Origin of the sequence: Anaeromicrobium sediminis (assembly GCF_002270055.1) — a bacterium.
Classification (GTDB): domain Bacteria; phylum Bacillota; class Clostridia; order Peptostreptococcales; family Thermotaleaceae; genus Anaeromicrobium; species Anaeromicrobium sediminis.
Genome location: NZ_NIBG01000001.1, coordinates 157,406 through 170,237, shown reverse-complemented (window position 1 = coordinate 170,237; position 12,832 = coordinate 157,406). Strand labels below are relative to the sequence as shown.

Sequence of the window (12,832 nt, the reverse complement as noted above, 5' to 3'; positions counted from 1 at the left end):
ATTGTATTCAAAAAAGCAGGAGTAACGACGCCTACTCTAACGGTTTCCATAGCGTGCTTATAAATTTTGCGTATAACTTTATGGTTGGAGTTGTATATAAAATTATTTTGCAAAGTGATTTTAGGTATAAGAAAGACCAGGTGTAATCCTGGTCTAGTTTATGTATCAATAGTTATGATTTATAAAGACATAGCATTGTATAAACATACATTAACACAAGCGCCACATTCTATACAACTTGATAATTAATCCATTTATCAAAATTTTTTCACTTCTTTTTCTGTATGATCATCTGTATATTTAAAACAATCTCGTACAGATTTCCAATCAATATTCTTCATCTTTTCCAAATCTATATTTTCTTTTTTTTCAATTTTATTGTTTGTATGTTCATACTGAATGTATTTTGAGTATGATTTTGGTAATTTTATTATATATTCTAAATCCACTTCCACTAAAATTTCCTCTTCAATATAGTTTTTTATCTGATTTTCAATTCTTGTTAAAATATGTACTTCATTCATATATGAAGACACATCAATAATAGATGGAAAAATTTTATCATTGTTTGCTTGATCTAAGCAACCTACTAAAAAATCAAATAGCTTCAATAAGTCTAGATTTCCCTTTATTCAACTCAAACACAGTGTCTTTTGCAAATCCTGCTGAAAGTATTAGTATCTCTCCAGGTATACTTACTAACTCTAATAACGCATGTTTATATGGACTCTCATAAGATTGTGTTCTTAGTAATATATGAGCTCCCAAACCATCCCTCTCCCTTTCTTGTCCAAATATATTAATTCTATATGTAGCAGATAAAAAAATTGAAAATAATATTAAACTTTTAGTCCCTTAGTTATTAGAGAAACTACTAGCCTAACAAATACTACTATCGCTAAACTAACCTTGAATGTAATTATTTTAATTAAGAAAAAACTTGCTATAATATTCCAAACAATCATTATAATCCAACTGTAAACAGCAAGATAACAAAAAATCTTTAAAAATTCACCTAAACTTTCTTTTAGCCTGTAGTAGCTTTCCATTATTGTCCTCCTATCTTTTTGATATCCTTTATCTCTTTTTTTAATTATATTTATTGATATTTCACATTAGTACTCTGTATTAATTATTTAACTTGAACTTACATGAATATATGCGACACGCAAAGTCAAACAAAGACTTACCTAGAAAGTGTCTATAGAATTATACTAACTCCAGTATTTTATTAATTACAAAGTTATGGGCAAACCATTTACTCCTTAAAAGAGCAACAATGTACCATTTCACATTTTTAAAACTTATTTACATTCCTATAGTTAACAAAACCAGATATTTATTACATAATAAAACACCCCTTTCCCAGACTTCTATTTAGTACGGAATTAGGGGTGCATTGCATTTTTCATAGTCCTTTTATTATATTAGTAGAGTGAGTCGCTTTCTGCCAAATCTAAAATTATAATCTAGCATCACAGAAAAAACTATACTATTGTTGTTCCATAATTATTTTTGAAAGCCATTTGTTAGGCTTTAAACCATTTAATATTTCTTTTGACGTTAAAGGCATAGATACACCTTTTTCACCTTCAAATCCTAATACAACAATAGACTCCTCACTATATCTTGAAAAAAGGTCATTTAAGCCTTCTTCTGAAATGCCTGCTACATAATAATTATTTTTGAAAGCATTATCTTTAATTTTCTTTGCACGCTCTGCAACCCTTTTTGATACATAAAGCATAGGTAAATATTTACCTTTATGATTATAAGATTCAATATTTCCAGTTAATACACCATTCTTAATTTCTACCATTGTATAAAACGGTTGTCCTTTGATTTCTGGATTAGGCATATGCAAGTTAGATGATAGTATATCGTTATTTAATTCAGGCAATTTATCTTCCTTATCCAATTTATGAAGTGTATCTATAATATTAATCATAGTTATTAAGTCAATAGTAGACATATCAACATATTCTTTTTTATTCCCAAATAACTCATTCATAGGTGAATTTTCTTTTATGCAACCAATATGTACAGGATGTACAAGTACAGTTTTACTATTTGCCATTACACGACAGGCTGAACGAAAACGATTTGAAAGTAGTTTATTACATATAGCACAAGTGATTTTTTCATTATGTGATCGTTTTTCCTTAAATACTTTTTCAATATTGGCAATTGCCGCTTTGCATTTTTCAGAATTTCTTCTATCTTCAGGTTTAAGTTCGATGAATAAACTCATTAAACCCCCTCCTTTTCATATTTTTCATAAATTTACTTTCACAAGATTTGTGAATAAGTTCAACATTTGCATCTTTGCCTTTACCATTTGTAATAAATAGTAATTGACATCTGTTTATTTGTTTTACCTCTTTCGAGCAAGTAGGACATATAATTGAACTTCCTTTATCTTGTATCTCTTTAAACCTTGTTTTTGCAGCTTCAGTCATTATTTCCCTTGATACTTTGCCCGCCTTATCATACCTTAAAAAAACTTTCCACTGTCCATTTATTTCTTCTTTCTCAAGCATATCTAAACATTTCAGCAATTCTTTTTGATATTCTTTTACGCTATCTTCCATACCCAAAAAGTTAAGTGCAGTCGTTTCTAATTCACCATTTTCATTAATTTCACATAAACCCCTTAATTCATTCTCAATACAAAATGAGTGAACTGCAAAAAAAGTAAGAATAGGATTTTCTTTTGATATAATGGGTATTCTTACACCAATTTTGAAATCATTACCTATGATTAGATTGCAATATGGACATATTAGATTGTTTTCATTAAGTACTTCTTTCAAATGTTTTTCAGCATCTGCAAGTATAGTTAAAAATTTTTCCTCATCTACATTATTAGCAAATAACTCCCCTACTGATATGGAATAACTATTTTTCAAGATTCCCCCCCCTATCTTGATTCTTATTACTTATTTTATTATTTTTATAACAAACATTGAGGTTCTAAGAGTGTAAACCTTTTGCATAATGCAAACAGTCCACAAAATATTTATATGATTATTGCAGGACGCTTAGAACGATTAATTTAATCATAGTACTTTTCGTTTTTTTCTTATTAAAGATATTAAACATAAATTCTCTCCTTTTTAGCAACACTCTTTTTCCAAATATTAAATGTCCTAAATGACTTAATTCTATCTATTGCAGTATTGTCCCATCTTTTTACATGTAATTTTCTAAATTCCTTCTTTAAAAATTTCTCGACTATGTTATCTTCAAATACTGTAAAGGGGATTTCTATCAGGAGAAGAACTTACAAGAAAAGAATATCAACCTAGAAAGGAGAACCGTAGAAATTCCAAAGAAAAGAGGAAATAACGAAGGAACAATAAGTAAAAAAAAAGATGGTAAATGGTGTGCTGCTATTACCATTGGGTATGATTCACAAGGAAAGCAAAAAAGAAAATTCTTCTATGGTACAACAAGACAAGAAGTAGTAGAAAAGTTGAATAATGCTCTACACACCCTTCAGCAGGGTACATTTGTTGAACCTAATAAAATAGGAAAGTGATAATACCATGTAATATCACCTTGTTATATATCCTCGTACAACTCATCCTATTTTCATTTTTCACTTGACGAAGGAGAAGGGACTTAAACTCTCATAGACAAGCAATGTAATAATTTAAATGGAAAGAATTATAACTCTTTTAAAAATAACAGTATAAAATCTATAATTTAAAAATGTATTAAACATTTTGTACTTATCATAATTTATTCTATTATAATTCTACTCGGAATTTAATGAAAAAGAGGTAATTATATAACCCATTTTGAAAATATCATAAAATAAAATACAATTAAACATACTTGATTTCTTCGCGACATAACATGTTTCTTCAAAATAAATTTGATAATCTTTATTTTAGTATATTTCTTACTTATCGTTCGTTCGATACCATTTTTACTAAATCCATGTGCTGATCTACTCATATACCCTCACAAAGAGACTTGTAATTTATAAATGTTTATTTACCCCCTGTACACACGATTAAAAGTACAGCATAATACATATTTTATATGATCCTTCTACTTTCCTACATTGTACTATATATTATTTAAAATGCATTATCTATTCCCTATCCATAGTTATATTTTATTTGTATTGTATGACTACATGTCCATAATTTTCAACTGAGCAATTGACAGTTTTAGCTAATATAAAGCACACCTCTATAGAAGGAAGATTTATACTTCTTTCAAGATTACTCAAATAGCTAGAAGTGAATCCAGTTGATCCAGCTAATTGCTTTTGATTAAGATGAGGTTCCATTCTTCTTTCTTTAATTTTAGAAGTTAGTTTAATCTTCATCAAAACACCACCTTAATATAAAGTATTGTAAATTTATTTATTGACACAAAAAAAGAGTAGAATAAACTACTCTAATTTCTTTCTTTTTCTCTTCTCTCTTACTAATGTAGCCTTGCTAATTTTAGTCATCTTTTCTACTTGTGTATACGAATGCTTATTTAGTAATTCCATAGCATGATCTAATTGCTCTATTGTATATTTTTTAGGTCTACCCTCTTTAAATCCATCCTTAGTCCTTGCTACAGCCTTCCCTTCTTGTGTTCTCTCAACTATCATATCACGTTCGTATTCTGCAAAAGCAAAAAATATATTTCTAATTAATTTACTACCTGGTGTATTATCTAGTACTCCCATATTAAGTATGTTAACTTTAATTCCTTTGTCAATTAAGTTCTGTACAATTGTAGCACCTTGTATTGTACTTCTTGCAAATCTATCCAGCTTTGTTACAACTAAAGTATCACCTTCTTTTAACTTACTTAACAGTTCCTGAAATTGTGGTCTATTAGATGTAGTTCCTGTATAACCTTCTTTTATTATTTCTTTTGCTCCTGCATCTATCAATCGTTTTTCTTGATGCTCTAAACTATTTCCATCTTTCATCTGTCCTGTTGTGCTTACTCTAGCATAACCATATATCATATTATCAAACCCCTTTTGACCATAAGTTTTGATTACATTATATGTATTTATTATACTAGACATAACAATCATAGTCAATACTGTTAAGTTATGATTATAAACTATTAATTTTCCTATTTTATAGTTTTATTAATCTTCTAAATCAGTTTGATTTTATTATAATTTATTTTGCCGTTTACTTTGTATTTAATATAACTTATTACAATGATGCACTTTCCATGTTTTTTGCTTTCTGTTTTATAGTCATTTAATTTTACTAAGAGACATAAAAAGAATATAGACAACTTTGCAAACAAACTGTCTATATTCTTTACATACATGATATAATACTTACAAAAATTTTATAATCATATATATGTATTTACATATCTCTTTCTATCTCTGTAAACTTGCTTATTTACACCTGGTTTAATTTGATATAAATACTTCGACATTCGTCATAGTTTTCCTAGATAAATTTTTTAACTTAGAATAAATCATAAATTAATCAATTAGTAATTTCTTTTTTGCACAAGAATAGACCTCTTCATTTTGTATAAATAAACAAAGTCTATCGATATTAATTTCAAAATCTATACGCTCAAGATATTGGCATAGTAAAATTGATTTATAGTCTAAATATTCTGAATATTGAACTCATTTTTTACAATAATTAAAGGATAACCTTTATCGGTTATCCCATAGTGTTCCTTTATTATTTTGTTAGTTCTTAGCTTTTTCAGAGAATATTCTTCAAATATTTGCTTTATACTTTTTTTTATTTGTACACTAATATTTTCCTTACCATACTTACGCCTTAATATTTCTACTATTTCCTTTTCTCGTGCATAACCCTTATTATCTATAAGATAAAATATGGTCTTTACAATGTCTGCAGTTTTATAATCAGATGCCTTTGATGTAGTTCTATCTACTATTTCACTTTCTCCATCTTCATTTTTTTCAGTTACTTTGTTAAATTGGGGATATAACCAATTCGCTACATCTACCCCTTCCCCACGATAAAACATTTCCCTTGATACACCTCTCATAGTATAGTTATTATCTTTCCATTTCTTTGCTTGTTGCTCCACGGCTTTATATAAGTCATCTGTATAGGGAGGTATGGAAAAATAATTAACATGTTTATATTTATCCTTGTTTTTCGTTGCATTAAGGTGTTTAGATTTTTTAAGTATATCCTCATTAACTTGTCCATCATCTACCTTATTTAATAACTTAAGATATGCAAGAACCGCTATCTTTTGACTGATTTTATTTAAACTATTATCACTTATTTTTAATTTACCTGCAATATACCCTGTACTAGAATAAAATAATAAATTGCCTTCATTATCAGTCCAATTTTCATTATATATATTATCTAATGCTATCTTGTGCATCTCTACTAAATATCGTGATATCCTTTTAATAATCTTATATGCTTGAGGACAATTTCTTTCTAATTCCCCATTATGGATAGATTCTACATTTTCCATTAATACTTGCCATTGTTTCTTCTGCCACTCCGTTTCCACAATCTTAAGATTAAATATCTCCTTGATAAATTCATATGTTTTATATTTACTTTTAAATCTACCTAGTTTTTCTATAACCCCAATATTGTTCAAAGATACTCCACAACTATTACTATTACATTTATAAATATAATCTCCTGTATCTTCATTTACAAATATACTAGCCGACGGAGACTTATCATTATGAAATAAACAATTAAAACTATTAGGATAGCGTAATTCCAATAACTCGCCCAAATCTATTTTTCTTATAAAATCAAAAAATTGTTCTTTAGTTTCAAACGTTATCTGATGTTTATTTCCTATATATTTTTTTAGATACTCCGTATTATGCGTTTTTATTGCATTAATAATATTCATATTATGCAAATGGGTTTTTGGGGTACAAGATACATTAGATATATTTATATCTTTTATATCTTGTACCCCTTTTCTCTCACGACTACCATTGTTGCATTTGTAAATCTTTTTTTTAAGTAATTTATTATGTAAAAGTAATCCATCAATATCTAATTTATTATCATATCCTTCAAATATTAAATTTGTGCCCCCAAAATATAACTTACTTATATTCTTACTTTTTGGATCACACTTATTAAATAAATTCATTAATGCTACTTGTACTTTTTCAGCTTCTTCATAAATAGTAAAAATTTTATTACTACAAAAAACTAACCTAAATCTATGACGCTTTTCACTATGAGAAAAAGTAGTATATCCGAATATAGGCATTATATTTAATTGCCTACATCTACTTATTTCTTCCTCAATTGTAGTCCCTTTGTCAAAATCTAGTGCAAATAATTGTTGTGAAATCCAATTTTCATCTTTACTTCCATTTAAAAAAGCAGGTCTAAAAGTACATCCTTGTACCATTAAACCTGCTAAATCGCTTATACCTATATTACATTCAGATTTCTCTAACCTTTTAACAATCTTTCCTATTTCATCTCCTTTTGGCTTACTATTATATTTCTTTTCATCTAACATACATTTAACTTTCATGTTTAAAGTCCCCCTTTTTAATCTGTAATTATAAATTTCTGCTGCATAATCTATTAGTGACTATTTAGAAACAATTTTCTCTATCATCTTCCAATTCCTTTTAAGTTTCCTAGCTCACTAGATAGTTATCATATCTTTACTTTAAATTTCTCTTTTACCGTACCTGTGTAGATATTTTTTTAATTAATGTCATATAAATCACTCCTTTCTTTAATTGTATTTTTGTTTTTAGGCATAAAAAAAAGGACTTCCACTAATTAATAATGGAATATCCTCTACTGGCTTAATTTTTTATAAAGTTTTGGATTACTTTCTTCTAAGTAAGGTCATTACCATATAATACATCTTTCTAAATCTCCTATTTGGCTATTGAATTACCTTTATTTTGACGTTTAGTTGGTTTGTAGCGTACATTTAGTAGTTGGTTATCTATAATACCTCCTAACCCTTTTTCCCATTGGGTCTTTATTAAATGCATTCCAATATGCAAAATATGTATAGTTCTCCGTATCATATATCATTTTTTGGATCAATCTCTGATAGGGCTGATTTTTTAAGGGATTAAGGATATTTTCTAAACCGTTACATTTGATCTTTATTAAATGCACTCCAACATGCAAAATATGTATAGTTCTCCCTATCATATAACATCTTTTTTGCCAATCTCTGATAGGGCTGTTTTTTTAAGGGATTAGGGATATTTTCTAAAACTTCACATACTTTGTACTTCTTATTCTTTACCACTTAGAGCCCACCCAAATTTTTAGCATGAGAGTGGATTTTACGTTAAAAATTGAATATATATGGATTTTAATTGATACTTCAATATTCATTTTCAACCTCTGTGATGGTGTGTTTTAAATGGCTTTAAGGATTTTCTAAACCTGGATATTTTACTTTTTATTTGTTTTTTTTACACCTAGCCATTATAAGCTATTTTTTTACCCGATGGTATTATGATACCTTTTGGGCATAAATTCCCTTTTATGATCATTATATAGCTTTTAAAAGGTATCTTAAAGGTAGGAATATAGATTAGAATTATTTTTATTTGTATAAATATATGGTATAAGTACTTTACAGGTAATGATAGTAGTTGTAAGATACAGTAGAAAGTAATAAATTCATTTATTTCTAATTGTAAAAATCGCTGAATATATTGAAATTACTAAGCCAGATCCCTATTAAAATAAAAAACGGACTCAAAATCCGTTGGGGGCAACTCCGTGAGGGTTCGAGTCCCTCTTTCGGCACCATTGAAATACCTAGTGTTGAGTACACTAGCTTATTTCATTTTCGTGAAATTACCTTCTAACCTTCTAACCATTCTTCTAACGGACTAAAACCTATTGCACTCGCTTTATATATTTCCAATAAAAAAAGAACCTTATTGGTTCTCTTCTTACTTAATCTCTTCATTTATATTATTTAAAGTTAAAAAATGTTTAGTTTATTGCCAATCTACTACTTCCGTATATGGATGTGTTTCAGCAAATAACTGACATTTGTAAACAAGATTTATATAATTTTCTAAATTCTCACTCCTGTATCTAATTGCCCAATCCCATGCTTCCTTCTCACACCTTTCAACCTCTGTATCAGATACGATTTGTATTACCTTCCCATTTTCAATCTTTAAAGAGCCTTTATGTCCACATACAATATGACCTAATTCATGTAGCACCCTTAATATTAATACCTCTCCATAGCTTTTAGCCCAAAGTGGTTCATTAGTGTAATTTCTCCAATAAGTCAACCTTGCATTAACAAATATATCTAAGTAATTACGATATGACTTTTGTACTATTGGATGTTCATGAAAAAAAATGTGGCTTTCAGGCGAGATTGATTCTACCAACTGAATTACTTCAAGTGGTGGTTTTATAAATTTAGAATCTAAAATATTTTTCGGAACATTAACACCTTTTGGAATTTTAATATATTGTGAAACTGTCATATTTTCTCCCTCCTTAATATTTTTAATATGATACAAGAGCAACTTTTCGTTTTATATCTCCATATATTACAATTGCATATTATCAAGCCATTATTTCTAAGCTAATTTTTCTAAAAAGAAAGCATTATCATTTTTTAATTTCTTGTTTTATCCTTCTAATGATGAAAACATAAGTATCTAAAATCTCTAAAAAAATTTCGCCTAACTATTCTTCCATAAAACTTAATGACTTTTCATCCACATATAGTGGTTTATGTAATTATTCGGGATATAAGCTTATCTTCAACCCATAAACCTATATGTTGTACATGTATAACATTACTATTATATACACATATTGTAAATTATTCAATGCGTAATAACCATTGAACTTTTACCCAACACTTTACTATCTAAAATGCTAGATACTTCTTTTTGGTCTTCTTTAAACAAATGGGTGTATATATCTTTATGACTCCTTAACTATTAGTACAAATTTATCCAAAGTAATTTAAAATCCGTTAAAGGCAACTCCGTGAGGGTTCGAGTCCCTCTTTCGGCACCATTGAAATAGCTAGGGTTGAGTGCCCTAGCTTATTTTATTTTTATGAAATTTTCTTCTAACCTTCTAACCATTCTTCTAACGGACTAAAACCTTATTGGCTCTTTCGTTATTTATTTCCAATAAAAAAAAGAACCTTATTGGTTCTCTCTTTATTTAACGTCATATGGCAACTATGTTGTTAGACGAGGTTAAAACGCTTAAAGATACTGATGTATTTATTAAGCTATAACAATTAATAATATTATAACTATTAACATAATAGAAAAAATTAATTTGAATGCCTTATTGAGTTTTGAAAATCCAATATAAACACTCCATTCTTCATTGTCCGTATCATACTTACCAATTTGAGATTCAACTTTTACTCTATCCCATTCTTTTTTTAATAATTTTTCACAGTTCCTTATTAAATTAGCCACATCAGTTTCAATTTCTTTACTAAACTTATTAATACAAATTAGACAAGCATCTTGTTTTCTTCCTATTCCATCATTAATAATAAGTTCACAAGCTTCCATATTTAAGTATTGATCATTATCTCCACTTCCAATAATCCTAATAATTTCAGTTTTCAATGTAGTTTGAGTTTCAGATTTTAACTCTTTTATTAATCTTCTTTGAGCATCACGACAAGCGTAGAGACCTAGGGTTTTGTATTCTTCTAATTTATTAAAGTTCATAAGGTCAATGCATTTTATAATCTCAAACACTTTATTATTAATTTCTGTTAAGTCCGTAAGCAAAGTATTACCGAATTCATCTTTGTTATTTAACATTAATTCAATTATCATATGAGATTTTTTAAAACTTTCAATAAATTCATCTTTTCTTTCAAATAATTTAATAAACCCTGTTTCATTTTGTGGGATTAAAGAGATATAGTCACTGATATTTTTCCTTAACTCTCCTATCCACTTAACTCTCGAATTTGTAACTGTATTTATAAATCTCGTTTTCTGATTATTACCAATACTGTAAATGAAATTTAATACCCCTATTAAAAAGGTTACACCAATACCAATAAGAGTTATTTGTTCATTAGTCATAATAATTAAAACACTCCTTCATTGCAAATTTCGTCCAATATCTTATACACATAATCTTCACTACTTTTATTGCCTATATTCCAAGTTCACATTGTAGACATTAAATGAATTTAATTCTTCTCTTTTATCAAGTTCATTTATTATTATCGCCCCCAATATACCTCCAATACCAATAGTTGATATTGTTTGCAATACTATTTGATAATCCATGTATTACCTACCAATTATGTATTTCATAACATTAACATTTTATACAAATATTGGATAAAATTCAATGTGTAATAATCCTTCAACTTTTTCATCCGAACACTTTATTATCTAAAATATTAGATACTGCCTCTTGATCTTCTTTAAATAAATGAGTATAAATATCTAAAGTTGTCGATATATTCGAGTGTCCAAGTCTTTCCTGCATAACCTTCGTCTTCACTCCTGCTTTATACATAATAGTGGCATTGGTATGTCTTAAATCATGGAATCTTATAGGCTTAACTTCTTTTCTTCCTCTAAGTTCCGTATATCTACGAGCAAATGAACTAGGATTAAATCTCTCACCTTTTAGATTTAATATTACATAGTCATTCTTGCTTAAAGGATAAACAATACACTTTATAGCGATATTTCTTACTATGTGTTCGTTCGATGGTATTTTCATAAAGTCCATGTGTTGATCTACCCATATACATATACATAGAGACCGATTATATATCAATGTTTATCTACCCCCCTCTAAAAACAAATAACCGTACATTATATTCCAAAGCTCAACAATAAATTATGTGTTAATATCAATACATTAGTGAAATATGCTGCAATTCATCATAATTTCACTATTACCTCGGAAATAGGATTATTACTAATGAACTATACCTCTAAAGAAGTGATAATACTCTTAATAATTTAACATCCTTAGTCTTAGAATTTAGCAAAAAGAGATAATTAATATACAAAATAAAAAAAGAACAACCATCTAAGATTGTTCTTGAATATCCTTAATGCATCTATATACTGTTGTTCTACTTAGTCCAGTAGCTTTAACAATATCTACTACCTTACTATTATTCTTATACATCAATTCTACTAATTCAAATTTATCATTTCTTTTACTAGGTCTTCCACCTTTACGACCTCTAGCCTTTGCACTCTCTAATCCCTCTTTTGTCCTTTGGCTTATTAAATCCCTTTCTAATTGACTCAATCCTGCCATAACAGTTAATAGAAAACTATTGTAAGGATTTTCAGATGTAGTATCTAACCATGTGTCTTTTAGAGACTTGATACTTGACCCTTTATTCTTAATCTCTTCGATTATTGAAAGTAGATCTTTTGTACTTCTGCTAATACGTGTAATATCTGCTATAACAACTATATCCTCTTGTTTTAATTCACTAATCATTTTATTCAGTTGAAGTCTATCCTTCTTAGTACCTGTTATTTTTTCTTGATAAATATTTCTACTATCTACACCATATTCTACAAGTTGATCAATTTGTCGATCTAGGCTTTGGTCAAGTGTACTTACTCTAGCATAACCTACTAACATAATACTATCCCTCCTAATAATCTCTATAATAAAAGTATCATAAACGTACCATATTGCAAATAGATTATGATACGTTTTTTGATACTATTTTAATTATTAAGAATGTAGCATTTTGAATAGTTTTATTAGACCTATAGAAAGTGCACCATAAACCACCGTTTTTGATAATATGAATTTATAAAAAAATCCATTCCTTCAAAATTGATTTAAAAAATACTTTTAAAAACAATCTACCA

General features: G+C 28.1%; 14 protein-coding genes, 1 tRNA gene and 1 pseudogene. 1 reads left to right on the top strand and 15 read right to left on the bottom strand.

The genetic code is table 11. The features are described 5' to 3' along the window. Nucleotides 1-179 precede the first annotated feature (179 nt). From CCE28_RS22945 to CCE28_RS21960, 10 genes and pseudogenes are all read right to left on the bottom strand, one after another. Nucleotides 180-242 (bottom strand): annotated as a pseudogene (locus CCE28_RS22945) (4Fe-4S binding protein); the annotation flags it as partial. A 15-nt stretch (nt 243-257) separates the two neighbouring features. Continuing rightward, complete coding sequence (locus CCE28_RS00830) at nt 258-611, bottom strand: hypothetical protein (protein ID WP_095130012.1); 354 nt, start codon at nt 609-611, stop codon at nt 258-260. Next, complete coding sequence (locus CCE28_RS21965) at nt 598-768, bottom strand: hypothetical protein (protein WP_176461582.1); 171 nt, start codon at nt 766-768, stop codon at nt 598-600. The genes CCE28_RS00830 and CCE28_RS21965 overlap by 14 nt, the downstream gene beginning before the upstream one ends. A 71-nt stretch (nt 769-839) precedes the next feature. After that, nucleotides 840-1,049 carry a hypothetical protein gene (locus tag CCE28_RS00825; RefSeq protein ID WP_095130010.1) on the bottom strand — a complete coding sequence of 70 codons (210 nt, stop codon included), beginning with the start codon at nt 1,047-1,049 and terminating at the stop codon, nt 840-842. 443 nt (nt 1,050-1,492) lie between these two features. Beyond that, a complete protein-coding gene (locus CCE28_RS00820; protein ID WP_095130008.1) occupies nt 1,493-2,251 on the bottom strand; it encodes a hypothetical protein in 759 nt (252 codons plus the stop codon). Continuing rightward, nucleotides 2,229-2,909, bottom strand: a complete 681-nt coding sequence (locus CCE28_RS00815) for a hypothetical protein (RefSeq protein WP_095130006.1) — start codon at nt 2,907-2,909, stop codon at nt 2,229-2,231. The genes CCE28_RS00820 and CCE28_RS00815 overlap by 23 nt, the downstream gene beginning before the upstream one ends. Before the next feature lie 1,217 nt (nt 2,910-4,126). Continuing rightward, a complete protein-coding gene (locus CCE28_RS00810) occupies nt 4,127-4,342 on the bottom strand; it encodes a helix-turn-helix transcriptional regulator (protein ID WP_095130004.1) in 216 nt (71 codons plus the stop codon). A gap of 66 nt (nt 4,343-4,408) precedes the next feature. Further along, nucleotides 4,409-4,984, bottom strand: a complete 576-nt coding sequence (locus tag CCE28_RS00805; protein ID WP_095130001.1) for a recombinase family protein — start codon at nt 4,982-4,984, stop codon at nt 4,409-4,411. Nucleotides 4,985-5,598: 614 nt separating this feature from the next. Continuing rightward, nucleotides 5,599-7,506, bottom strand: coding sequence for a hypothetical protein (locus CCE28_RS00800; protein ID WP_095129999.1), 1,908 nt, complete (start codon nt 7,504-7,506; stop codon nt 5,599-5,601). A gap of 582 nt (nt 7,507-8,088) precedes the next feature. Further along, a complete protein-coding gene (locus CCE28_RS21960) occupies nt 8,089-8,250 on the bottom strand; it encodes a hypothetical protein (RefSeq protein ID WP_176461581.1) in 162 nt (53 codons plus the stop codon). 405 nt (nt 8,251-8,655) lie between these two features. Between CCE28_RS21960 and CCE28_RS21955 the strand changes: the two genes are divergently transcribed. After that, nucleotides 8,656-8,762 (top strand) — tRNA-Leu (locus CCE28_RS21955). Between the two features lie 194 nt (nt 8,763-8,956). Here the strand turns inward: CCE28_RS21955 and CCE28_RS00795 are convergent. From CCE28_RS00795 to CCE28_RS00780, 5 genes are all read right to left on the bottom strand, one after another. Next, nucleotides 8,957-9,463 (bottom strand): hypothetical protein, encoded by a 507-nt coding sequence (locus CCE28_RS00795; RefSeq protein WP_095129997.1) that lies wholly within the window; start codon nt 9,461-9,463, stop codon nt 8,957-8,959. 762 nt (nt 9,464-10,225) lie between these two features. After that, nucleotides 10,226-11,053 carry a hypothetical protein gene (locus CCE28_RS00790; RefSeq protein ID WP_095129995.1) on the bottom strand — a complete coding sequence of 276 codons (828 nt, stop codon included), beginning with the start codon at nt 11,051-11,053 and terminating at the stop codon, nt 10,226-10,228. Nucleotides 11,054-11,119: 66 nt separating this feature from the next. Next, complete coding sequence (locus CCE28_RS21950; RefSeq protein ID WP_176461580.1) at nt 11,120-11,263, bottom strand: hypothetical protein; 144 nt, start codon at nt 11,261-11,263, stop codon at nt 11,120-11,122. A gap of 88 nt (nt 11,264-11,351) precedes the next feature. Beyond that, nucleotides 11,352-11,765 carry a tyrosine-type recombinase/integrase gene (locus CCE28_RS00785; protein WP_242972857.1) on the bottom strand — a complete coding sequence of 138 codons (414 nt, stop codon included), beginning with the start codon at nt 11,763-11,765 and terminating at the stop codon, nt 11,352-11,354. Between the two features lie 258 nt (nt 11,766-12,023). Continuing rightward, nucleotides 12,024-12,596, bottom strand: coding sequence for a recombinase family protein (locus CCE28_RS00780; protein WP_095129993.1), 573 nt, complete (start codon nt 12,594-12,596; stop codon nt 12,024-12,026). Between the last annotated feature and the right edge of the window lie 236 nt (nt 12,597-12,832).

Excerpts from the sequence above, each read along its gene's own strand:
- CCE28_RS00820 (WP_095130008.1), bottom strand. The coding sequence starts at position 2,251 with ATGAGTTTATTCATCGAACTTAAACCTGAAGATAGAAGAAATTCTGAA.
- CCE28_RS00795 (WP_095129997.1), bottom strand. The coding sequence starts at position 9,463 with ATGACAGTTTCACAATATATTAAAATTCCAAAAGGTGTTAATGTTCCG.
- CCE28_RS00825 (WP_095130010.1), bottom strand. The coding sequence starts at position 1,049 with ATGGAAAGCTACTACAGGCTAAAAGAAAGTTTAGGTGAATTTTTAAAG.
- CCE28_RS21950 (WP_176461580.1), bottom strand. The coding sequence starts at position 11,263 with ATGGATTATCAAATAGTATTGCAAACAATATCAACTATTGGTATTGGA.
- CCE28_RS00805 (WP_095130001.1), bottom strand. The coding sequence starts at position 4,984 with ATGATATATGGTTATGCTAGAGTAAGCACAACAGGACAGATGAAAGAT.
- CCE28_RS00790 (WP_095129995.1), bottom strand. The coding sequence starts at position 11,053 with ATGACTAATGAACAAATAACTCTTATTGGTATTGGTGTAACCTTTTTA.
- CCE28_RS00780 (WP_095129993.1), bottom strand. The coding sequence starts at position 12,596 with ATGTTAGTAGGTTATGCTAGAGTAAGTACACTTGACCAAAGCCTAGAT.
- CCE28_RS00800 (WP_095129999.1), bottom strand. The coding sequence starts at position 7,506 with ATGAAAGTTAAATGTATGTTAGATGAAAAGAAATATAATAGTAAGCCA.
- CCE28_RS00810 (WP_095130004.1), bottom strand. The coding sequence starts at position 4,342 with ATGAAGATTAAACTAACTTCTAAAATTAAAGAAAGAAGAATGGAACCT.